This is a genomic window from Micromonospora luteifusca (genome assembly GCF_016907275.1).
Lineage (GTDB): Bacteria > Actinomycetota > Actinomycetes > Mycobacteriales > Micromonosporaceae > Micromonospora > Micromonospora luteifusca.
Genome location: NZ_JAFBBP010000001.1, coordinates 3642873 through 3664471, shown reverse-complemented (window position 1 = coordinate 3664471; position 21599 = coordinate 3642873). Strand labels below are relative to the sequence as shown.

General features: G+C 70.3%; 24 protein-coding genes, 1 tRNA gene and 1 pseudogene. 9 read left to right on the top strand and 17 right to left on the bottom strand.

The genetic code is table 11. The annotated features are described in order from the left end of the window. Nucleotides 1-9: 9 nt before the first annotated feature. Complete coding sequence (locus JOD64_RS16595) at nucleotides 10-204, bottom strand: hypothetical protein (protein WP_204943048.1); 195 nt, start codon at nucleotides 202-204, stop codon at nucleotides 10-12. A 220-nt stretch (nucleotides 205-424) separates the two neighbouring features. Here JOD64_RS16595 and JOD64_RS16590 point away from each other — a divergent pair, with 220 nt between their 5' ends. The 5 genes and pseudogenes from JOD64_RS16590 to JOD64_RS33065 form a co-directional block, all read left to right on the top strand. Next, nucleotides 425-820: a helix-turn-helix domain-containing protein gene (locus tag JOD64_RS16590; protein ID WP_204943047.1), complete on the top strand. Its 396-nt coding sequence runs from the start codon at nucleotides 425-427 to the stop codon at nucleotides 818-820. Nucleotides 821-858: 38 nt separating this feature from the next. Beyond that, entirely contained in the window at nucleotides 859-1422 is a 564-nt protein-coding gene (locus JOD64_RS16585) for a GNAT family N-acetyltransferase (RefSeq protein WP_307813439.1), read from the top strand. Nucleotides 1423-1512: 90 nt separating this feature from the next. Next, nucleotides 1513-2046: a DUF6817 domain-containing protein gene (locus JOD64_RS16580; RefSeq protein ID WP_204943046.1), complete on the top strand. Its 534-nt coding sequence runs from the start codon at nucleotides 1513-1515 to the stop codon at nucleotides 2044-2046. Then, nucleotides 2043-2510, top strand: a complete 468-nt coding sequence (gene coaD, locus JOD64_RS16575) for a pantetheine-phosphate adenylyltransferase (protein WP_307813437.1) — start codon at nucleotides 2043-2045, stop codon at nucleotides 2508-2510. The genes JOD64_RS16580 and coaD overlap by 4 nt, the downstream gene beginning before the upstream one ends. A 1-nt stretch (nucleotide 2511) precedes the next feature. After that, nucleotides 2512-2727, top strand: a pseudogene (locus JOD64_RS33065) (LPXTG cell wall anchor domain-containing protein); the annotation flags it as partial. Nucleotides 2728-2901: 174 nt separating this feature from the next. Here the strand turns inward: JOD64_RS33065 and JOD64_RS16565 are convergent. From JOD64_RS16565 to JOD64_RS16555, 3 genes are all read right to left on the bottom strand, one after another. Further along, the gene (locus tag JOD64_RS16565; protein ID WP_204943045.1) at nucleotides 2902-3189 is read right to left on the bottom strand and encodes a hypothetical protein; all 288 of its coding nucleotides are present in this window, start codon (nucleotides 3187-3189) and stop codon (nucleotides 2902-2904) included. Between the two features lie 4 nt (nucleotides 3190-3193). Further along, a complete protein-coding gene (locus JOD64_RS33060) occupies nucleotides 3194-3526 on the bottom strand; it encodes a hypothetical protein (RefSeq protein WP_239559544.1) in 333 nt (110 codons plus the stop codon). Between the two features lie 63 nt (nucleotides 3527-3589). After that, the gene (locus JOD64_RS16555) at nucleotides 3590-4102 is read right to left on the bottom strand and encodes a hypothetical protein (protein ID WP_204943044.1); all 513 of its coding nucleotides are present in this window, start codon (nucleotides 4100-4102) and stop codon (nucleotides 3590-3592) included. Nucleotides 4103-4171: 69 nt separating this feature from the next. On the opposite strand from JOD64_RS16555, the gene JOD64_RS33505 reads away from it, so the two are divergent. Then, on the top strand, nucleotides 4172-4294 hold the full coding sequence (locus JOD64_RS33505) for a hypothetical protein (RefSeq protein ID WP_275581467.1): 123 nt from the start codon (nucleotides 4172-4174) through the stop codon (nucleotides 4292-4294). A gap of 72 nt (nucleotides 4295-4366) precedes the next feature. On the opposite strand, the gene JOD64_RS16550 is transcribed toward JOD64_RS33505, so the two are convergent. Beyond that, nucleotides 4367-4440: transfer RNA gene (locus tag JOD64_RS16550), tRNA-Thr, on the bottom strand. A gap of 194 nt (nucleotides 4441-4634) precedes the next feature. On the opposite strand from JOD64_RS16550, the gene JOD64_RS16545 reads away from it, so the two are divergent. Next, nucleotides 4635-6329 carry a metallophosphoesterase family protein gene (locus JOD64_RS16545; protein ID WP_307813947.1) on the top strand — a complete coding sequence of 565 codons (1695 nt, stop codon included), beginning with the start codon at nucleotides 4635-4637 and terminating at the stop codon, nucleotides 6327-6329. A gap of 160 nt (nucleotides 6330-6489) precedes the next feature. Here the strand turns inward: JOD64_RS16545 and JOD64_RS16540 are convergent, their stop codons facing one another. From JOD64_RS16540 to tmk, 6 genes are all read right to left on the bottom strand, one after another. Then, nucleotides 6490-7329 carry a PSP1 domain-containing protein gene (locus tag JOD64_RS16540; protein ID WP_204943042.1) on the bottom strand — a complete coding sequence of 280 codons (840 nt, stop codon included), beginning with the start codon at nucleotides 7327-7329 and terminating at the stop codon, nucleotides 6490-6492. 362 nt (nucleotides 7330-7691) lie between these two features. Next, nucleotides 7692-8372 carry a hypothetical protein gene (locus JOD64_RS16535; RefSeq protein ID WP_204943041.1) on the bottom strand — a complete coding sequence of 227 codons (681 nt, stop codon included), beginning with the start codon at nucleotides 8370-8372 and terminating at the stop codon, nucleotides 7692-7694. Beyond that, entirely contained in the window at nucleotides 8372-8677 is a 306-nt protein-coding gene (locus tag JOD64_RS16530; protein WP_204943040.1) for a type VII secretion target, read from the bottom strand. The genes JOD64_RS16535 and JOD64_RS16530 overlap by 1 nt, the downstream gene beginning before the upstream one ends. Nucleotide 8678: 1 nt before the next feature. After that, on the bottom strand, nucleotides 8679-9008 hold the full coding sequence (locus JOD64_RS16525; RefSeq protein WP_007454690.1) for a YbaB/EbfC family nucleoid-associated protein: 330 nt from the start codon (nucleotides 9006-9008) through the stop codon (nucleotides 8679-8681). Between the two features lie 123 nt (nucleotides 9009-9131). Then, nucleotides 9132-10397, bottom strand: coding sequence for a DNA polymerase III subunit delta' (locus JOD64_RS16520; RefSeq protein WP_204943039.1), 1266 nt, complete (start codon nucleotides 10395-10397; stop codon nucleotides 9132-9134). Next, on the bottom strand, nucleotides 10397-12460 hold the full coding sequence (gene tmk, locus JOD64_RS16515; protein WP_372434245.1) for a dTMP kinase: 2064 nt from the start codon (nucleotides 12458-12460) through the stop codon (nucleotides 10397-10399). The genes JOD64_RS16520 and tmk overlap by 1 nt, the downstream gene beginning before the upstream one ends. A gap of 344 nt (nucleotides 12461-12804) precedes the next feature. Here tmk and JOD64_RS16510 point away from each other — a divergent pair, with 344 nt between their 5' ends. Then, nucleotides 12805-14013 (top strand): amino acid deaminase/aldolase, encoded by a 1209-nt coding sequence (locus JOD64_RS16510; protein ID WP_204943038.1) that lies wholly within the window; start codon nucleotides 12805-12807, stop codon nucleotides 14011-14013. A 31-nt stretch (nucleotides 14014-14044) separates the two neighbouring features. Here JOD64_RS16510 and JOD64_RS16505 read toward each other — a convergent pair whose 3' ends face one another. Continuing rightward, a complete protein-coding gene (locus JOD64_RS16505; RefSeq protein ID WP_204946090.1) occupies nucleotides 14045-14647 on the bottom strand; it encodes a TetR/AcrR family transcriptional regulator in 603 nt (200 codons plus the stop codon). 227 nt (nucleotides 14648-14874) lie between these two features. Between JOD64_RS16505 and JOD64_RS16500 the strand changes: the two genes are divergently transcribed. Beyond that, the gene (locus JOD64_RS16500; RefSeq protein ID WP_204943037.1) at nucleotides 14875-16191 is read left to right on the top strand and encodes a D-arabinono-1,4-lactone oxidase; all 1317 of its coding nucleotides are present in this window, start codon (nucleotides 14875-14877) and stop codon (nucleotides 16189-16191) included. Between the two features lie 61 nt (nucleotides 16192-16252). Here the strand turns inward: JOD64_RS16500 and JOD64_RS16495 are convergent, their stop codons facing one another. From JOD64_RS16495 to topA, 5 genes are all read right to left on the bottom strand, one after another. Continuing rightward, nucleotides 16253-17323: an SGNH/GDSL hydrolase family protein gene (locus tag JOD64_RS16495; protein ID WP_204943036.1), complete on the bottom strand. Its 1071-nt coding sequence runs from the start codon at nucleotides 17321-17323 to the stop codon at nucleotides 16253-16255. Between the two features lie 26 nt (nucleotides 17324-17349). After that, complete coding sequence (locus tag JOD64_RS16490) at nucleotides 17350-17649, bottom strand: antibiotic biosynthesis monooxygenase family protein (protein WP_204943035.1); 300 nt, start codon at nucleotides 17647-17649, stop codon at nucleotides 17350-17352. 6 nt (nucleotides 17650-17655) lie between these two features. Continuing rightward, on the bottom strand, nucleotides 17656-18279 hold the full coding sequence (locus JOD64_RS16485) for a TetR/AcrR family transcriptional regulator (RefSeq protein WP_204943034.1): 624 nt from the start codon (nucleotides 18277-18279) through the stop codon (nucleotides 17656-17658). Further along, entirely contained in the window at nucleotides 18273-18416 is a 144-nt protein-coding gene (locus tag JOD64_RS16480; protein ID WP_204943033.1) for a hypothetical protein, read from the bottom strand. Before JOD64_RS16480 ends, JOD64_RS16485 begins: the two co-directional genes overlap by 7 nt. Before the next feature lie 143 nt (nucleotides 18417-18559). Beyond that, nucleotides 18560-21403 carry a type I DNA topoisomerase gene (gene topA / locus JOD64_RS16475; protein WP_204943032.1) on the bottom strand — a complete coding sequence of 948 codons (2844 nt, stop codon included), beginning with the start codon at nucleotides 21401-21403 and terminating at the stop codon, nucleotides 18560-18562. Between the last annotated feature and the right edge of the window lie 196 nt (nucleotides 21404-21599).

Below are 21599 nucleotides of genomic sequence, written 5' to 3'. Positions count from 1 at the left end.
GACGGAGTTTCATCGAGCCTCCTCGGCCACCGAGCCGGCGGCTTGCTCGTCGGTGGTCGCGGTGATGCTGGGCACTCCCGCAGGGGATGGGTGGATGGGCACCCCGAGGCGGCCGTATCGAGCAGGGCCGCCCTCGGCCGGTAGGCAGGCGAGCCGATCGAGGGCTCGGCGAGGACCATGTCTGGCACTGTGATTGCCGTTCATGGCACTGACGGTACCGCGCTCAACACTCAGTGCCAAGTATGGCAACGAGCCGTACTTTCAGCTCGTGGTGTTTGGTCCCGTACAGCGCACGAGCCCGCCCGGCTACGGAAGCTTTCTCCTGGCTTCGAGGTGGCGCGGCCCGCCTAGGATCGGAAGCCATACCTGGCACTGAGCGCGTGTCCGGCAACGGAGTCCCACAGACGGCACTTACGATCAGCCGGTGCCAGCGAGTGCCAGCCAGGACCCCCGCGTCATCGCGTTCGCGCGGTTCATCAAACGCGCCCTCGACGAGGCCGTACGGGAACGCGCCATGTCCATCGAGGACGTCGAACACCGCACCGGCATCGGTCGGTCGACGATCTACCGTTGGCGCCGCGCCGAGATCGCCAACCCGCAGCGCACCCAGGTCCAACAGTTCTGCGACGGCCTTGGCATCCCGCGTTCGGTGGCCTCGCAGATACTGGGCTGGGACGGCGCGCCGCCCTCACCCGCACCTGACCCCAGCACCGACCCGGACCTACGGGCAGTCGCGCGGATCCTGATGGACCCCAACGTCTCCCCGGAGGAGAAGACCGTCATCCGCGCGACGCTGCAACACCTGGCCCGCCGGAGGTAGCCGCGGGTCCGGTGACGGTGCCGCCCTACGCTCGACTGGTGAATGACACCGTCGTACTGCACGAGGTCGCGATGCCGCCCGCCCCTGCCCTCGTGCTTCGCCCCTGGTGCATGGACGACGTTCCCGCACTGGTCGAGGTGTGCCAGGATCCCGCGATGCGTCTCTGGGCGAGCCCCGCGATACAGAGCGATGCCGACGCGAAACGGTGGGTGCGGACCCAGCAGCAGGGCTGGGCAACAGGAGACCGGTTTGGCTTCGCGGTCCTCGAAACGGGCCTGGACTCACCCGGGCAGTTGGTGGGCAACGTGGTCCTGAAGGAGACAGCCCCCGGCAAACCGTCGGCCGAGGTCGGGTATTGGACGGCGGCGCGCGCTCGCGGAAAGGGCGTAGCTCCCCGCGCTCTGGAAGCTCTCACCGGCTGGGCCTTCGACATGCTTGGGCCGGGCGGGCTGAGGCGTCTTGAACTCCTGCATCAGGTGGACAACTCGGCCTCGTGTCGAGTCGCGGAGAAAAGCCGATACGACTTCGACAGAGTGCTCCCCGCAGCGCCGCCCGCATTCCCTCTCGACGGCCATCTGCATGCGCGACACAGAGGTGCATGAAGGGCACCCACAGACGTATCCACGGCGCTGTGACGTATTGCCCACCCGCAGGGGCCAGCGAATCCGACAGCCGATACCTACAGTCGGGCCATGAGCACCGACGAAGGCGTGCGGGTCTGGCTCCGCCGGCAGGGCGCTGAGCAGATCGCGCATCCCGGGGGCAACCTGTACGCCCACCTGTGTCGAGTCCGCGAACGACTCGCCGTGCTCGGCTGCGGCAATGAAGTGCAAGCCGCGGGCCTTACCCACGCCACCTACGGCACCGACGGATTCGACCTCGTCCTGCTTGATCGGGCCGATCGTGCTGTGCTGCGGGATCTCGTCGGCGCCGAGGCCGAGGAGCTTGTCTATCTGCATGGCGCCTGCGACCGTGATCGCAGCTGGCCGGAGCTGGCAAAGACCGGCCAGGTGTTCGACCGCTTCGAACGTCAGGTGAGAACGCCGAACGCTGCTCAACTTCGGTCGCTCATGGACCTGAGCATCGTCAACGAACTGGACGTCATCGAGCACGATCCGGCGGTGGCGGACCGGCACGGCGCCTACTTCCGGGAACTGTTCGCCTCCTGGGCACCACTGGCCTCCGAGCAGGTCATCCGCGATGCGCAGCGGGTCTTGCGGCCGTGACACCCGACCCCCCACCGGCCGGGCCACGTCCGACAGCACACATCCCCGGCCGCGTACGAGTGCGAGCCCTCTACCCCGGCAGCTTTGATCCCTTCACGCCCGGGCACTTGAATGTGGTGAACCGGGCACGCGACCTCTTCGACGAAGTGGTCGTGCTCGTCGCGGTCAACAGCGTCAAGCATCCGGGCACCGACGAAGAGGAACGAGCGGCCGCCGTCCGGGCGATTCTGCCGGTCGCGTGGACCTCCGTCACCGTTGCGGCCTGGAGCGGGTTGACCTCCACCTACTGCCGTCGCCATGAAGTAGCGGTGATCGTCCGCGGCCTGCGTAACACCACCGACCTTCGGACCGAGTACCAACTCGCCGCGATGAACCAGTCGCTGGGTGTACCCACGGTATTTTTGCCTGCGCAGCCCGAACTGACCGCGGTGTCTTCGACCGCAGTGCGCACGCTCAACAAGTGACAGCGCCTCGCCCAGCGCGACGCCCAGCGCCACGACGACCGTTGCACCGACCCCTACTTCCTCCGCCAGCCTGGGCGCCCCCGGCGGCGAGGGCGGCGGGCTGCCCCTGACCGGTGCCGAAACCGCGACCGTGGCCAACATCGGCGGTGCCCTTCTGCTCCTCGGCGGTGCGGGCTTCCTGATCGGACGCCGACGCCGTTCCCGCTTCGTGGCATAGCTCGCCCGACGCGCCCGGCTCGGCGCTTCGTCGAGCCGGGCGCGACCCGTATGCAATTGCCACCCCCATGGACACTCGCGCCGTCCGCTGTTGTTCGGCGGCTTGGCTGCTCCGCTGGCGGCTCCGCCGAAATGCCGCCCAGCAAGGGCCGACGCGGGTGTGTGCGGTGGAGGTTCAGTCAAGCGCTCTGTACTCAGCCTGCGGTTCAACAAGTTCCGGGTGCTGAATCCAGTACCTCTCCCCGTAGATCTTCAGCATCGCCCAGTGCCACGCTTCGTCATGGAAGACGAGCCCTCGGTACGGGGCGTCGCTGGCCTCGAAGGGGTAGTGCTGCACGGCCGCCGCCTCGGCTTGAATTGCCTTGAGGCCCCCGTAACGCTGCATCACCCACGCAAAGCGTCGGCGCTCGTCTTGCAGGTACTGGACATACTCGTCCTCGCTCCAGTCCGCCCAGTCCGCCATGTCTTCAACCTCGGATCACGATGGTCATCCAGCCCAGGTTTTGAGTTTCGGCTGGCCGAAGCCTCACCTGCCAGTTGTGAGCAGTGTGGTCGACGACAACCGCATCGAGCCAGACACCACGAGCCGGAAGCTCGCTGCCGCTCGGAAGCGTGGTGATCTCCATCAGAGCCAGCGCATCGGGCTGACCTTCGATGTCGGCGAAGACACCAAACGGCATCGTCACGAGCACGCGTACCCGGACTCGTGCACCCACAGGCAGTGCCGACAGGGTCTCCGACCACGAGCGCCTTGCTCGCTCGGCTCTGCCGTCGAGCAACCTCCAGGCGTCCGGGCTCATGGCCGCACATCCTCGCACGATCACTCTGGAAGGTGCCGAGCATCAGCTTGGGAGGCGCGCCAGTCAGCTTTCGAGGATCCGGCGATGCCCTTCTCGGCTGGTGACCTTGAGCGTCGCAGGCGGCGCGGCGGGGGACGGCCAGATCTGCAGCAGGTACTCGTCAACAACCGCGCAATAATCCCAACCGCTGTTTCCAGCGTCGTCCATCCCCCGGCAGTGGTAGCGCATCCGGTACGAACCGGGCCCGGCCGAGAGTCGCGGCAGCGCATGGGACATTTCTCCGGCCCATTGAATGAGCCTCAGCTCCGACCGCAACGCCTCGAACGACACCTCCACCACGTCTTCAAACCCCTCAAGGTCAGGCCCCGGGTCGGCACCGTCGATCCTGACCGTGAATCCCACGGTGCCGGTATGGCGACCCGTGACGAGGAAAACTTCGCCTGGAGAGGTGGCGATGAGGCCGGTCGGGCGCCTGCCGAAGAAGACCTTAGCCCAATCGGTCCGACCCCAGGATTGATCATCAGCGATGTCAAGGAAGCCGTAGTGCACTCCGATGTGCGCTCGAAACTCAGCCACGCCGCGACAGTAATGCACGGCCGGCCGGCCGGAGGTCGCCAGCAGGCGACGTCAGATCGGGACCTCAGGATGCTCGGACACCCCTCGGCGTCGATGACGCTGGACGTGTACGCCGGACTCTTCGGTGACGATCTGGACGAGGCGGTCGCCAACCGGCTGGACGAGGCGGTCGCTGCGCGGGATGCGGACTAGCACGTCCGGCCGCACTGTCGTCGACCTCGAAAAACGGCGAAGCCCAGGTCTTTGACCTGGGCTTCTGTACCGAGCCGCCTGACGGAATCGAACCGTCGACCTACGCATTACGAGTGCGTCGCTCTAGCCGACTGAGCTAAGGCGGCAACGATCAGCAAGTGTACGGCACCCCACGACCCTCGACCGAACGGGATACCCCCCGCCCGTCCGCCCTAATGAAACGGACATCCGGCCGTTTGCCGGACAGCGGACGTTCTAGGGCGGGACTACGCTGCGGCGGGTGAGTGACGAACACGACGACCCCGACCGCCAGGACGAGTCGAACGAGCGTCCTGACCGTGTGCCGGCCAGCGCTCGCGCCGCCCATCGGCCGCGCAGCACCGACCCGCTGGAGTTGGGCTTCACGCCGCGCAAGCCGGTGCCGTGGCTGGCGCCGTTCCTGCTGATCAGCACCGGCATCCGGACGCTGCTGGCGATGCTCTTCGGGGCGTACCTGGACAAGCGCGAGTTGCAGAACGCGTTCGGCGACGGCATCTTCCGTCAGGTCGGGCCGGACGGCGGGCTGTGGCTCGACTACGTGGCCGACCTGGGTGACGGCTTCAACGCCACGTACTCGGTGGCGTACCTGCTGGCACAACCGGAGCTGACGGTGGACGGGCACCGGCTGCCTCGCGCGCAGACCCTGGTGATGGGCGGCGACCAGGTGTACCCGTCGGCGGCCTACGAGGAGTACGAGAACCGGTGCAAGGGCCCCTACCAGGCCGCGTTGCCGACAGCGCCGCCGGAGAAACCCACGCTTTTCGCGGTGCCGGGCAACCACGACTGGTACGACGGTTTGACAGCGTTCCTTCGGTTGTTCGTCCGCTCCCGGGACCGCAACTTCGCCGGCTGGGGCACCGGCCAGTCGAGGTCGTACTTCGCCGTGGAGTTGCCGGCCGGGTGGTGGCTGCTCGGCGTGGATGACCAGTCCGGCTCGTACCTGGACGACCCGCAGCTGACCTACTTCGACGAGGTGGCCCGGCGGCTCGGCCCGGAAGCAAAGGTGATCATCGCAGCGCCGGCGCCCACCTGGGTCAAGGCGGCCGACAACCCGACGGCGTACGACTCGATCGACTACTTCATTCGGACGATCATCGACCCGACCGGGGCGCAGGTGCGGCTGCTGCTCTCCGGCGACCTGCATCACTACGCCCGATACGCCGGGGCCGACCGGCAGCTCATCACCTGCGGCGGCGGTGGCGCGTACCTCTACCCCACCCACAAGCTGCCGGAACGCATCGAGGTGCCACCGCGGGACACGCTGGCCCGACGGGCCAGCCGTGCCGAGCCGTACGACCTGGTGGCCCGCTATCCCGACGCGGCCGCCTCCCGGCGCTACGGCTGGGGCATCTTCCCCCGGCTGCCGATGCGCAACCCCGGCTTCACCACGCTGCTCGGCACCCTGCACACCCTGCTGATGCTGGCGATGGCGGGTGCGACGGCAAACTGGGCCGACAGCACCGACCAGCGACTGTTCAGCGTTCCGTTGGTGCTGATGGTGCTCGTGACCGTGCTGGCAGCGGCCCTGTTCGCCAAGCCGCCCAGCGCGAGCGGCAAACGGCACGCACGACACTGGATTCTCGGCGTCGGCCACGGCGTGGCACATGTGGCCCTTGCTGCGGCCGGCACCTGGGCGTGGTTGGCATTGCCGTTCTACCACTGGCCGTGGCCGCTGCCGGTGGTCGCCGCGGCGGTGCTCTACGGCCCGGTGATCGGCTTGGTCGCGAGCCAGCTGGTGGCGGCGTACCTGCTGGTGGCGGGCTCGTTCGGGGTGAACGTCAACGAACTCTTCGCCGGGCAGGGCATCGAGGACTCCAAGTCGTTCCTCCGGTTGCGCATCGACCCGGACGGAACGCTGACCATCTACCCGATCGCAGTGGACCGGGTATCCCGCGACTGGCAGGTCAACCCCGACCAGTCCCCTACGGCAAGCTGGCTGATCCCCAAAACCACCCCAACCCCCCACCTACCCGAACCCCCCACAGTCCTGCACTAACCCCCACCCCGCGCGCCGGCCCACGCGCCCCACCATCACCGCGTTGATCATGAGGTTATTGCCCCGACACGCCGGGCGGACTGGCAATAACTTCATGATCAACGAGGGCAAGACGCGCGGGGTGGGGTGGGAGCAGCGGCGGGGTGGGGGTGGGGTGGGGTCAGGGGGTGTAGTGCTGGTCGTGGGCTTGGCGGGGGGCGCAGACGGAGGCGCGGGAGCAGGAGCAGCGGGAGCCGTCCGCGTCCAGCCGGACTGTCACCGCGTCACGGGGGACGCTGTGGCCGACGACCCGGCCGTCGCCCTCGGGAGTGGAGACCCGGCTGCCGACCGGCGGGGCGGTCTCCTGAAAACGTTGGTACAGCGGATGCTCGTACTTCAGGCAACACATCAACCGACCGCACGCACCGGAGATGCGCAGCGGGTTCAGTGGAAGGTCCTGGTCCTTCGCCATCCGGATCGTCACCGGCTCGAAGTCGGTGAGGAACGTCGCGCAGCACAGGTCCCGACCGCAGGAACCGATGCCGCCCTGCACGCGCGCCGAGTCGCGCGCGGACAGCTGGCGCAGCTCGACCCGACAGTGCAGGGTGGCACCCAGGTCACGGACCAGGGAGCGGAAGTCCACCCGGTGCGGGGCGGTGAAGTAGACGGTGGTGCGTTCACCCCCGCTGTCGGCGGAGCCGAGCACATGGTCGACGGCCACCACCTTCATCGGCAGGCCGTGCGAGCGGATCAGCCGTTTCGCGGCCACCTTGGCCTCGGCCTTACGGCGGCGCAGCGCCTCGTCCCGGTGCAGGTCGTCGTCGCCGGCCAGCCCCACCAGCCGGGGAAAGCCGTCGGTTTCCTCAGTCACCCACTGCGCGGCCCACACGCACTCCGCCACCTCGGGCCCGTCGTCGGTGGGCACCAGCACCTTGTCGCCCACCTGCGGACGCAACTCACCCGGGTCGAGGTAGTAGAGGCGCCCGTACCGGTTGAAGCTGACCGCACAGAGCATCCCCATCCCCCCACCCTACGACGACCCGGGGCCGAGGGGTGCGTCGGCCGTCGTCGGACGACTACGCCCCGCTGCCATCCATGACCGTCGACTCGACCTATTGCCGGGCAGCCCGTCGTGCCGTTGCTCCTCGCCCGGACGGTTGAATCCGGGCTCGGACGGGAGACAAAGTGCGGCCCGGCGGCGTTGAGTGAAGGCAGACCTGCGGGGGGTGCAGGGGGAAGACCACGGCGTCGCCGTGGGTGCCGGCTCCGGTCAGGCGCCCGTGAGCGACGCCGTGGCCTGCCCGCGCGGCATCCACCCCCGGCAGAGGGCGGCAACTCCGACCGGCAGAGGGCGCAACTGCGGCCGGGAGACGCTTCGACGGGTTACCAGCCGACTCGGGTGGGCTGGTCGTAGCGGGGTCGACCCTCCAGCGGCGGCCGCCACGCGGTCTCGGCGAGGCTCGGCGCCCACTGACGCAGCAACGTCTCCGCACCGTCGTACGCGACGCAGAGCACCGCCAGCACCCGCGCGCCGATCTCAGCCGCGTCGGCGACACCGGGCCCGATCGGCCCGGGATGCGTCGACACACCGGTGGCGGTCGCGGCGACCACGGCTACCGCCTCGGCCGAGCGGAGCACGTCGGCCAATGTGCGGGCCAGCGCGAGGCGGCTGCCCTCCACCCAGTCGGCGAGCGCGTCGGCGTAACCGGCGGTGGATTCGAGCCGCCCGACCAGGCTGTCCGGCCCCTCGTCGAGGTGGCGCAGCAGCGCGGCCCGCTGTTGCCCGTACGCCGTGGCTGCCGGGCCGGACCAGAGCACCGAGTCGGTGAGCGCGGCGGAGACGTCGTCGTACCCCCGGACCAGCCGGCGCACCGCGTGCCCGGCGTCGGCGAGCGGCGCGGGGTGGAGGTCGAGGAAACCGCGGACCGCGTCGCCCGGCAGCACCTGCATCCGGCGCAGCAGCGGCCAGACCCGGTGCCCTTCCGGGACGCCGGCGGCGATCAGCCTGTCCGCCCGGCGCAGCAGGTCGAGGCCGGGTTCGGCGAGCCGGTCCAGCGCGTCCATCACGGCTCCCCGGCGAGCCTGCGGCGGGCCGCCCGGTCGACCTCGGCATAGCGGTCGGACGCCTCCCGCACGGCCGAGGCGGCGGCGGCCAGCCGACCGGCGGCCGTGCGGGCCTCCCGGGCCCGGTCGTCGGTGGCGGTGGCCCACTGCCGGTGCAGCGCGCGACCGATCTCGCCGGGACGGCCCGGGGCGTCGGCACCGAACGCGGCCTGCGCGGGATCGGTGGCGGTGACGGTGTGGGCAATGGCGGTGAGCGTGGCGCTCGCCTCGTCCAGTCGGGCGGAGAGCACGCGCAGTGTGTCCATCTCAGGCCCCCGCGAGCGGTCGGTAGGCAGCGAACGTCTCGTTGTGCAGCTTCTCCCGAGCCCATTCGGCGGCGTCGGCCGCCGCGGTGACCGCGGCCTGCACGGAGCCGGCCACGTCCCGTGGGCTGCGGGTGTGCAGCGGGCCGAGGAACCGGACGTCGGTGATCCGTCCACCGGCGGTGACCACCACCTCGACCAGACCGTCCGGCGACCGGACGGTCACCTCCACGGTGGACACCGCCTGGTCGAACTCGGCCTGGAGCGACTCGATCCGGCGGTATCGCCGCACCGCCTCCTCGATCCAGGCTTCGTCGATCTCCCCCCGCGGCATCGGCCGACTCCTCCCGGATGAGCCATCACTGAGCGTGCCGTCGCCGTCACCACGGCACACCGGACCGTACCGCACCGCAATCGGGCCTGTCGATGGCTGTGGACAACCGCCGGAAGCTGCGGGTCAGCCCTTCCAGAGCGCGAGCATCATCGCCTCGACCGCGATCCGCGGCTTGACGTTCGCCTCGATCGCCGCCCGGCAGGCGAGCACGGCCTCCAGTCGGCGCAGCGACCCCTCGGCGTCCCACTTCTGGGCGCCGGCACCGGCCAGTGCGGCGGTGTCGGTGTGCACCGGGGCGACGGGCGCGCCCAGCGCCATGGTGAGCGCGTCCCGGTAGAAGCCCGCCAGGTCGACCAGCGCCCGGTCGAGTGCGTCCCGCTGGGCCCGGGTGGCGCGGGACTTCTGCCGCTTCTCCAGCTCCTTGAGCTGCCCGGCGGCACCCCGCATCGCGCCGGCCGCGCCCCGGCCGGTGCCACCCGCGCCGAGTGCGGTCTCCAGTGCCGCCCGCTCGGTCGTGTCGGATTCGGTGACCGACGCCTCGGCCTCCGCCTCGGCCGCCTCGATCAGCGCGGACGCCGCGTCGAACGCCGCACCGACACCGGTCAGCCGGCGCGGTACCGCGAGCACCGCCTCGCGCCGCTTGCGGGCCTCCGGGTCGCGGGCCAGCCTGCGGGCCCGCCCCACGTGCCCCTGCGCGGCCGCCGCCGCCCACTGCGCCACGTCGGGCGCGATGCCGTCCCGACGGACCAGCACCTCGGCCACCGCGTCGGCCGGCGGCTGCCGCAGGGGTACGACCCGACAGCGCGACCGGATGGTCACCGAGATGTCGTCCGGGTGGGTGGAGGGGGCACAGAGCAGGAAGACCGTGCGCGGCGGAGGCTCCTCGATCGCCTTGAGCAGCGCGTTGCCGGCGGCCTCGGTGAGCCGGTCGGCGTCCTCGATGACCACCACCTGCCAGCGCCCGCCGGACGGGGTGCTGGCCGCCCGGAGCACCAGCGCGCGCATCTCACTGACACCGATGGAGAGGCCTTCCGGCACCACCAGTCGGACGTCGGCGTGGGTGCCACCCATCGTGGTACGGCAGCCGGGGCACTCGCCGCAGCCGGTGCCGTGGACGCACTGGAGTGCGGCGGCGAAGGCCCGGGCGGCGACAGAGCGGCCGGAGCCGGGTGGCCCGGTGAAGATCCAGGCGTGCGTCATCCCGGCGGACGGGTCCATCCCGGCGGGCGCGCTCGCGGGCTCGACAGCGCTGGTCGGGCCGGCGGCGATCAGCGCGGGTGCCCGGTCGGCCGCACCAGCCCGCAGCACGGCCGCCGCGGCGGCGGCGGCCCGGCGCAACTCGGTCACCGCCTCGTCCTGACCGACCAGGTCGGCGAAGACGTCCGGCATCAGGTCTTGTGCTCCATCGTCACCAGCTCCGCGTCGGATAACTCGGGCTGCACCGACGTGTCCGGGCCCTGCGCCGGCCGGGGGTGCACGATGCCGCCCGGCTTGCCGAGCATCTCCTCGACCCGGCGGATCACCTGCCGGTTGATCTCCTCGACCGACCGGGACGCGTCGAGCACCAGGTAGCGCTTCGGGTCGGCGGCGGCGAGGTCCAGGAACGCGTACCGGACCCGCTCGTGGAAGGCGACCGACTCGGCCTCCAGCCGGTCGGTGCCGGTGTTGCGGGAGGCCACCCGGGACAGGCCGGTGCGCGGCTCGACGTCCAGCAGCACGACCAGGTCGGGCTTGAGCCCGCCGGTGGCCCACGAGGAGAGCCAGGAAACCTCGTCGACCGGGAGTGTCCGCCCGGCGCCCTGGTACGCCAGGGACGAGTCGACGTACCGGTCGCTGATCACCACGCCGCCCCGGACCAGCGCGGGCCGGACGACGGTGGCCACGTGGTGTGCCCGGTCGGCGGCGTAGAGCAGCGCCTCGGCGCGCGGTGACGGCGCGTCGTCACCGGAAGTGTCCAGCACGAGCGACCGAATCCGTCGGCCGACGCCGGTCGCCCCCGGCTCGCGGGTGACCACGACCTCGCGTCCGTGACCGCGCAGCCGCTCGGCGAGCGCGGTGAGCTGGGTGGACTTGCCCGCGCCCTCGCCACCCTCGAAGACCACGAAGAGCCCGGCGGAGACGAACGGCTCGGCCGGCATCAGCGGGCGGCCCCGGATGGAACCCCATAGGTCGGCCAGGACCGGCACGCCCTTCTTGTCGTCCATCTGGCCGAAGGCGCTGATCCCGGCGAAGATGCCGGCGGCGCCGGCGGCAAGCAGCAGCAGACGGGTTGAGGAGACGGAGATGCCGAGGTCGGCGATGGTCAGCTTGCGGGAGCCGCCGACGCCGACCAGCAGGCTACTCAGCCCGATGGCCAGGATCAGCACCAGCCGGGTACCGATCTGCACCACCGCGAAGACCCGACCGCGTACCTCGTCCTTGATCTCGCCGCCGAGCAGGGTGGTGCCGGCCAGGAAGGCCATTCCGGCACCGGCACCGACCAGGATCGCGCCGACGATCGCCATGGACAGGTGGATGGCGAAGGCGAGGGTCATCACCGCGGCGCTCGCCAGCACGATGCTCATGCCGAACCACCGGCGCCGGGACATCTCCTTGACGACCATCGGGCCGAGACCGATGCCGAGGGCAAGGCCGATGAAGATGGCGCCGAAGAGCAGGAAGAAGGCGGCGTCGCCGGCGCCGAGCGAGGCGGCGAAGAACTTGGCCGTGCCGATCACGATGCCGCCGCCGGCGAACGCGCCGAAGATGCCGAGCACCAGGCCGCGGACGAGCCGGGTCTGGCCGATGTACTTCCAGCCCTCGGCGAACTGGCGCCGCATGCCCTGCTCGGTGCGCTGCCGTTCGCCGGTCTGCGCCTGGCTGATCTCCCTGATCCCGAACGCCACCACGAGGGCGGTGGCCAGCCGGGAGAAGGAGTTGACCCAGAGCGCGAGCTGGGCGGGCTCAGCCCAGCCGAGGTCGCCGCCGGCGACGATGGCCCGGACGCTGCGGTCGAGCGCCGCGGCCACCAGCGCCGCGAGGATCGGGGTGAGGCCGTACGTGGTGATCAGCGTGAGCTGGTTGGCCGCCTCCAGCCGGGCGCGCGGGATCAGGTTGGGGACCGCGGCCTCCTTGGCCGGGATCCAGATCAGGGTGATCGACTCGATCAGGAAGGTGGCGACGGTCGCCCACAGGACCACCAGTCCGCCATTGGCGCCGGCCAGCGCCACGATCGGGATCGAGGCGAACAGCACGAACCGGAGCAGGTCGCAAATGACCATCGTCCAGCGCCGGTCGAACCGGTCGGCCAGCACACCGGCGATCGGCCCGAGCACCAGCGCGGGCAGCAGCCGGATCGCGATGACGCCACCGAAGGCCGCACCCTTGGCGGTGCTGCCCTGCACCTGGGAGGCGGCGAAGACAGAGGTGGCCAGCAGGCCGAGCCAGTCACCGAAGGAGGCCGCGCCGAGCACGATCCAGAGCCGCCGGAACGGTCGGATGCGCAGCACCGAGCGGATCGCGGCATAACCGGACGGATCAACCTGGCCGCCGCTGGGCTGCTTGGCGGCGTTGCCCAATTGGTCTCCCGAGCGCGACACGCCGGGCGACTCGCCGCTGTTCTGGCTTTCGATGGCCGTACCTCCACGTGCCGGCCCATCGCTGGGCACCTCCGGTGGAACACTCTAGACCCGGTGGGGGGCCACCCCACGGGCGACATTCTCCTGCTCGCTGAGCCTAGGCCGCCGGAGCTACCGACCGCAGCCCGGACGTACGCGAGGGTATTTCGCATTCTCCGTCTGACAGTTAGCGTGCACACGTGGCCATCGAAAGCGACAAACTTCGCGAGCGCCTGGATCGGGCGACCGCCCACCTCGACCCGCCGTACGCCGTGGTCGATCTCACTGCCTTCGACGCCAATTCGGCCGCCCTGGCCGATCGCGCCGCCGGCAAGCCGGTCCGGTTGGCGAGCAAGTCGGTCCGCGCCCGGGAGCTGATCAGCCGAGCCCTCGCCCGACCGGGCTGGCAGGGCGTGATGGCGTTCACTCTGCCGGAGGCGATCTGGCTGGTCCGGGCCGGCGTGAGCGACGACGTGCTGGTCGCCTACCCGAGCGTGGACCGTGCGGCGCTCGCCGAGCTGGCCGCCGACCCGACACTCGCCACCGCGATCACCCTGATGGTCGACGGCACCGGGCAACTCGACCTGATCGACGACGTCCGCGCCCCCGGGCAGCGCGCCGAGCTGCGGCTCTGCCTGGATCTGGACGCCTCCTGGCGACCGTTGCGCGGGCGGGTGCACGTCGGCGTCCGCCGCTCGCCGGTGCACAGCGCGCGGGCGGCCGGGGCGCTCGCCGCCACCATCGCCGGCCGCGCCGGCTTCCGGCTGGTCGGGCTCATGTCGTACGAGGCTCAGATCGCCGGCCTGGGCGACGCGCCGCCGGGGCAGACGCTGCTGGCGGGCGCGATCAGGCTGACCCAACGCGGGTCGTACCGCGAGTTGCTGGCCCGCCGGGGTGCGGCGGTGACCGCGGTACGCGAGCACGCCGACCTGGAGTTCGTCAACGGCGGTGGCACCGGCAGCGTGGCCGCGACCAGCGCCGATCCCGCGGTCACCGAGGTCACCGCGGGATCGGGCCTGTACGGGCCGACGCTGTTCGACGCGTACCGCGCCTGGCGGCCCACCCCGGCGGCGTTCTTCGCCTGCGCGGTGGTCCGCCGGCCGACGCCGGAGTTGGCGACGGTGCTCGGCGGCGGCTGGATCGCCTCCGGTCCGGCGGCCGACAGCCGACTGCCCCGGCCGTGGCTACCGGCCGGGCTCAAGCTGGTCGGCACCGAGGGCGCCGGTGAGGTGCAGACTCCGCTGTCCGGCGCGGCGGCGGCCACCCTGCGCGTCGGCGACCGGGTGTGGTTCCGGCACGCCAAGGCAGGTGAGCTGTGCGAACGGGTCAACGAGCTGCACCTGGTCGATGGCGACATGGTCGTGGCGACCGTCCCCACCTACCGGGGTGAGGGGCAGGCCTTCCTCTGACGCGCCACCCACCCCGGACCGCGAGCGCGACTCAGGCAGGCTGGGTCGCCTCGGCCTGCCCGGCGGTGGACCGGTCGCTGTCCGGGCCGTCGACCTGGCGGTGCAGGTACTCCCGGATCAGTGCCTTCGCTTCGAGCAGCACCCGCTCGTCGCCGTCGGACTTCCGTCGGAACGCGAGCTTGATCAGCGCGTCCGCCGCCTCGACCGCGATCTCCAGGACGAACCGCAGCTTCGGTACGTCGGTGAGCCCGAAACGCTCGGTGAGCACCTGGGCCAACTGGTCGGCGATCACGCCGTTGTTGTCCCGCTGCTCGTCGAGCAGGTGCAGGTCGACCACGTCGCCGAAGTGCAGAGTACGGAAGCCGGGGACGGTGCGGTGCATCGTGATGTACTCGTCGATCCCCGCGTCGACGCCGTCCCACCAGTGGGTCATCTCGTCGGAGGCGAACCGCTCGTCGAGGCGCTGGAGGTAGGACTCCATCGTGCGCAGGGTCAACGCCTGCACGATTGCCCGCTTGTCCGGAAAGAACTGGTACACCGACCCGATCGCCACTTCGGCTCGCTCGGCGAGCAGGGTCGTGGTCAGCCCCTCGTACCCCACCTCGTCGACGAGTTCGGCGCAGGCATCCAACATGCGCTGCACCCGCGCGACACTTCGACCCTGCACCGGAACGCGGCGCAGCGGCCCGGTCGTGGCGGCTGGTGTGGACACTCGGCGCCACCCCCCTTCGACGGATGAACATATCTATAAGTCACGAGTCCGTGACTACCGGTACAACGAGCGGATCGCAATTGCGGTATTTACCAGCTAGAACGTTCCTGATATGAAGTCAGTTCATATTCATGAATGAGGGAGCGCGCATGGCCGGCACCGCACCGCTCACCCCCGGGTGGTCCAACTGGGCCGGCAACCAGCGTGGCAGCGCCACCGCGATCCTGCGCCCCGGCTCGCCGACGGACGTCGCACAAGCCGTCCGATCGACCGCAGCCGCCGGCGGTCGGATCCGCGTGACCGGCAGCGGCCACTCGTTCACCGCCGTCGCACTCGCCGACGACCGCCGGATGGACCTGTCCGATCTGACCACCATGGTCAGCGTCGACGTCGCGCAGCGACTCGTCACCGTACCGGCGGGAATGACCCTGCACGCACTCAACGGCCTGCTCGCCCGACACGGTCTCGCGCTGCCCAACCTCGGCGACATCGACGCGCAGACCGTCGCCGGCGCGATCTCCACAGGCACCCACGGCACCGGCGCCGGCTACGGATGCCTGTCCACGTTCGTCGCGGGGATCACCCTGGTCACCGGCACCGGCGAGGTGCTGCGCTGCTCCGCCGACGAGCATCCCGACGTCCTCGCCGCCGCCCAGGTGTCACTCGGCGCTCTCGGCGTCCTGGTCGAGGTGACCCTGCGCTGCGTGGCCGCCTTCGTGCTGCACGCCCACGAACGCCCGGCCGAGCTGGCCGACGTCCTTGGCGACCTGCCCGCGCTGATCGACGGGCACGACCACGTCGAGTTCTACTGGTTCCCCTACACCACGCGGGTCCAGGTCAAGACCAACGACCAGGTACCCACGAACGACCGGCCACTGTCCCGCTGGCGCGGCTGGTTGGACGACGACTTCCTCGCCAACACCGTCTTCGCGGGCGCCTGCCGACTCGGCCGGATCGTGCCCGCGCTGGCCCCGCGGATCAGTGCGATCTCCGCTCGCGCCCTCACCGAGCGTCAGTACACCGGCCGCTCCGACCGGGTGTTCTGCACCCCGCGCCGGGTCCGCTTCGTGGAGATGGAGTACGGCCTGCCCCGCGAGGCGCTGCCCGAGGCGCTCGCCGCGCTCCAGCGGATCGTGGACGGGCTGCCGTTCAAGGTGCTCTTCCCGGTGGAGGTGCGATTCACCGCCGCCGACGACATCTGGCTCTCGCACGGCTACGGGCGGGACAACGTCTACATCGCCGTGCACCAGTACGTCGGCATGCCGTACGAGCCGTACTTCCGGGCCTTCGAGGAGGTGGCCACCGGACTGGGTGGCCGCCCGCACTGGGGCAAGCTGCACTACCGCGATGCCGCGTCGCTGGCCGCGGCCTACCCACGGTTCGAGGACTTCCAGGCCATCCGCGACCGCCTGGACCCCGATCGTGTCTTCAGCAACCCCCACCTGACCCACGTCCTCGGCGCCTGACGGCACCCGCCGATGTCCAGGCCCTCGGTCGAGCCGAGGGCCTGGACGGGGCGGCCCGGCCCTAAAGCGCGAGGTCGTTCAGGTCGACGGCGTCAGCCATCGCTGCGGCGCCCCGGTCGTTCAGGTGCATACCGTCGCCGCTGTCCAGCGCCGGGTGGATGTGGTCAGGGGCCTGCGGGTCGGCGACAGCACGGGCCACGTCGAAGACCGCGTCGAAGGCGTCGGACGTGCGGATCCAGTCGTTCACCTTGCGTCGGGTGGCAAGGCCCTGTGGCGTGCTGATCTCCGGGCCGGCGCCCGCGAACGGACCGATGGTGGCGGCGAGGATCCTCAGCCCGGCGCCGTGGGCGCGGTCGGCCAGCGCGTCGAAGCCCTGGATGAGGGCATCCGCGGAGACAGGAGGTTCGCCCAGCATGCCGGGCAGGCCGAGGTCGTTGATGCCGAAGTGGACGAGGACGTGGGTCACGGCGGGTATCGAGAGGACATCTCGGTCGAAGCGTGCCAGCGCGTGTTCACCGACTCCGTCGCGCAGGAGGCGGTTTCCGGCGATGCCCTGGTTGACGACCCACCCGCGCTTGAGGCGGCGGTTGAGGAAGTCGACGGAGCGACGGTTCGCGCTGGTCGTGGTGCCAACTCCCTCGAACCAGGAGTCGCCGAAGGCCACCGCGATCGCGGTGTCCGGCGGGGCGAGCACGTCGACACCCGAGATGTAGAACCTGGCTTCGACCTGCTCCGCTCCCGCCAGCACGGGCGACGCGACGTGGTTGCCGCCGGCTATTCGGGCGACCTCGGCTGGCTTGTGGGAGTGGGTGGCCAGACCGGTCTTCTCCGGAAGGTAGAGGCTCAGGACCACGTCCGCTCCAGCAGCGACGGGAAGGCCGACCGGGTCGCTGACGGCCTCCTCGCCCGCAGGGATCACGCACTGCTCGGCGCCGTCAAAGGTGAGGGCGCCCTGCTGGTGGCCGACGGCGACCACGGCTGCCGCGATGGTCAAGGGCGTGCGACCGTAGCGGTTCGTCAGGCGTACGCGGAAGGCCTCCCCACCGCCGGCCAGGTGCAGCACCTGACGGATGGTCTGGTCGACGAAGCCACGGGGTTCGCTGAACTGGAGCTGCTCGTAGGGACTGAACACTGCAGTACGGAACCCGGCTGTCCAGCTCACGGCAGATCCATACTCGTCGTGGTGCCCTCCTCGACGCTGATCACCGCTTCGATCAGGGAGAAGAACTTCTGGATGCCGGGCCGGTCCCCACCCCGCTGGCGGGATTCAGCAAAGTCCTCGGGCGAGGCCCAGAAGACGATGTCCAGCCATTCGTCGGTGGTCAGCCGGACCAGTCGCGCGCCGAGGAAGCCGGCACGATCGGTCTGGAAGTCGTGCAGCATCGCCGGCCGTGCGGCGAGCAGCGCGTCGGCGCGCTCCGCGGGCACGCGAAAACGGGTGATCTCGACGCTGGCCATTGCTCCTCAGTCCGTTCGGGTACTGGGCTTCGAGCCCTTGACGCCCAGCATCAGTCTGAGCTGGGTCAGCAGGACATCGCGGAACTCCGCGGGCGACGGTGTGGGGTGGTGCTGGACGCGAGAGACGATCAGACCGGCCAGCGCCGAGAGCAGAAGGTCAGTTACCGCCTCGGCGTCGTGGGCCAGCGTGAAGTCGCCCCGTTCGGCGCCTTCGCGCACGGCGGCCAGGAAGGGCGCCCGGTAACGCGTCTGCACTTCGGCGCTGTAGTCGCGGAGTTCGTCGTCGCGCATGGCGGATCGCCAGAATTCGACGAGGATCTGCCGGGTGCTCTCCGAGTTGTCCAGACTTCGGTCCACCAGCGCGACGAGCCGTCGCCACGGATCGGGCTCGACGGCGGACGCCGCCTGGAGGGCGTCCACCTCCCGGTCGGTGAAGACCTGCATGGCCTCGATGACCATGTCCTCGCGGGAACCGAAGTAGGTCTGCAAGGTGCTGATCGCGACACCGCCGGCCGCCGACACGTCCGTGAACCGGGTGTTCTCGAAGCCTCGGGCAGCGAGCACACCTGCCACGGCGTCGAGCACGAGCGTCCGCTTCTCCCCACCCGCACGCCTTTTTCGGATCACCATGGCGTTGTCCGGGCAGGCCCATTTTCGGCGGCCTCTTCGGCCGGCCCTCTGGTAACGCCCGCCTCGACCCGGACGGTCCGCTGCTCGCTGTCGATGTCCTGGCCCAGCAGCGGGTGGAAGATGCAGAATGCCGGCATGCTCTTACGGTACGGCGGTACCGACCAGATCCAGAAGGCGCTCAGCCCGCCGTGACGCGGAACACCCCAACTCGGCCCCGACCAGAAAAGAAAAACGGCCCCCCGAGGGGGACCGTTCTTCCTACCGGATCTTGTGGCCAGGGTTACTCCGTGCTGGTGGCCGCCTTGCGAGGGGCCGCCTTCTTGGCCGGGGCCTTCTTCGCCGCAGTGGTGGCCTTGGCCGTCGCGGTCTTCTTCGCGGCCGTGGACTTGGTGGCAGCGGCCGTCTTCTTCGTGGCCGCGGCCTTCTTCGCGGGAGCCTTCTTCGCCGCCGCCTTCTTACGCGGCGCCGGACCCTTCGCCCGCTTCTCGGCCAACATCTCGGAGGCTTCCTCGATGGTCAACGCCTCCGGGGTCTGCCCGCGCCGCAGCGACGCGTTGACCTCCCCGTCGGTGACGTACGGGCCGAACCGGCCATCCTTGATCACCAGAGGCTTCTCGGTCGCCGGGTCGACGCCCATCTCGCGCAGCGGCGGTGCCGCGGCCCGCCGTCCCCGGGCCTTCGGGGCGGCCAGCAGAGCCAGCGCCTCGTCCAGGCCGACCGTGAACATCTGATCTTCGGACTCGAGCGAACGGAACTCCTCGCCACGCTTGACGTACGGGCCGTAGCGGCCGTTGTTGGCGAAGACCTCGACGCCGTCCGGCGCGACACCGATCAGCCGGGGGAGGCTGAGCAGCTTGAGCGCCTCCTCCAGGGTCAGCGAGTCCGGTGTCTGCGTACGCAGCAGCGAGGACTTCCGCTCACCGCTGGACACGTACGGGCCGAACCGGCCGGACTTGAGCACGATCGGCTCGCCGGTCGCGGGGTCGTCGCCGAGCTTGCGCTCGCCGCTGCCGCCGAGGAACAGCTCGTGCACCTTCTCCGGGGTCAACTCGTCCGGCGCAAGGCCCTCGGGGATCGGCGCCCGGTCACCCTGGGTGCCGCCCTCCTCGCCCTCGCCCGAAGCCGCGGCCGGTGCCGGCTGCTCGCCGCCGGGCAGCTCCCGCTGCAGGTACGGCCCGTACCGGCCGACCCGCACGACGACCTCGCGGCCATCGTCGTCGGTGAAGAGCGGGATGGAGTTGACGCTGCGGGCGTCGATGTCGCTGAGGTTCTCGGTGACCAGCTTCTTGAGCCCGCCGGAACGGGCGATGTCCTGGTCGCCGGCACCATTCGAGCTGCCGAAGTAGAACGCGGTGAGGAAGTCGACCGCGGCGTGGTCACCGCCGGCGATCTCGTCCAGCTCGTTCTCCATGGTGGCGGTGAAGTCGTAGTCGATCAGGCGCGGGTAGTGCCGCTCCATCAGCCCGATCACCGCGAAGGCCAGGAAGGTGGGGATCATCGCCTGGCCGCGCTTGGTGACGTACCCCCGGTCCTGGATCGTCTGCATGATCGACGCGTAGGTGGACGGGCGGCCGATGCCCAGCTCTTCCAGAGCCTTGACCAGCGACGCTTCGGTGTAGCGCGACGGCGGCTGGGTGTGGTGCCCCTGCGCGGCCAGCTGGTCGGCGGTCAGCGGCTGGTCCTTGACCAGGGTCGGCAGCCGGCGCTCGGCGTCCTCGGCCTCGGCGTTCTCGTCGTCGCTGGACTCGACGTACGCGCGCAGGAAGCCGGGGTCGGTGATGGTCTTGCCGGTGGCGCCGAAGTCGGCTTCCTCCGCGGAGGTGGAGACCGCGCGGATGCGGACCGACACGCTGGAGCCGACCGCGTCGGTCATCTGCGAGGCGATGGTGCGCCGCCAGATCAGCTCGTAGAGCTTGAACTCCTCGGCCGACAACTCCTTGGCCACCTCGCCCGGGGTGCGGAAGTTGTCCCCCGCCGGGCGGATCGCCTCGTGTGCCTCCTGCGCGTTCTTCACCTTGCCGGTGTAGCGACGCGGCTCCGGCGGCACGCTGCGCTCGCCGTACAGCTCGACGATCTGCCGACGGGCCGCCGAGATGGCGGTTTCCGACAGGTTCACCGAGTCGGTACGCATATAGGTGATGTAGCCGTTCTCGTACAGGCGCTGCGCGGTGCGCATCGTCTGCTGCGACGACAGGCGCAGCTTGCGGGCTGCCTCCTGCTGCAGGGTCGAGGTGATGAACGGCGCGTACGGGCGGCGACGGTAGGGCTTCTCCTCGACCCGGGTGACCGTGAACGGTCGTCCCTCGAGTCGGGCCGCGAGACCCCGGGCACCGCTCTCGTCCAGGTGCACCACACCGGCACCGGGCTTCACCCGGCCCGTGGTCGGTTCGAAGTCCTTACCGGTGGCGATCCGGTCGCCGTTCAGGGCGATCAGGGTGGCGTTGAACGCCCGCGGGCCCTCGCCGGCGTTGGTCACGGCGAGGGTGGCCAGGATGTCCCAGTATTCAGCGGTGCGGAAGGCCATCCGCTGCCGCTCCCGCTCGACCACGATGCGGGTCGCCACCGACTGCACCCGGCCTGCCGAGAGCCTCGGCATGACCTTCTTCCACAGCACGGGGGAGACCTCGTAGCCGTAGAGCCGGTCGAGGATCCGTCGGGCCTCCTGGGCGTCGACCAGGTCGCGGTCGATCTCCCGGGGGTTGGCGACGGCCGCCTGGATCGCCGGCTTGGTGATCTCGTGGAAGACCATCCGCTTGACGGGGACCTTCGGCTTCAGCGTCTCGACCAGGTGCCAGGCGATCGCCTCGCCCTCGCGGTCCTCATCCGTCGCCAGGAAGATCTCGTCGACCTCCTTGGCCAGCTTCACCAGCTTGCTGATCTGCTGCTTACGGTCGGCGGAGACGACGTAGAGCGCGTGGAAGCCGTTGTCCACGTCCACCCCGAGGCGGGCCCAGGGTTCCTTCTTGTATTTGGCCGGCACGTCGGCGGCGTTGCGCGGCAGGTCGCGGACGTGACCGAAGCTGGCCTCCACGACGTACCCCGGGCCAAGGTAGCCCGAGATCGTCTTGGCCTTCGCCGGTGACTCGACGATGACCAGACGGGTGGTTCCAGCGTTGCTCGGCACGTCTCTCCCCGACCTCACTCCTGCTCGTGGCCTGCCGGCGCCCGGACAGCGACCGCTTTCGACCCCGCCGTCGCACCGGCGGTTCGGATGTCCAACGTAACGCGCCGCCCGCGTTTCGGGTTTCGCGGGCCGCAAACCGCTCCGGCGCGATGGTCGACTCTCACCCCGCCGCGCTCGGCAGTGTCGGACGGCGCCA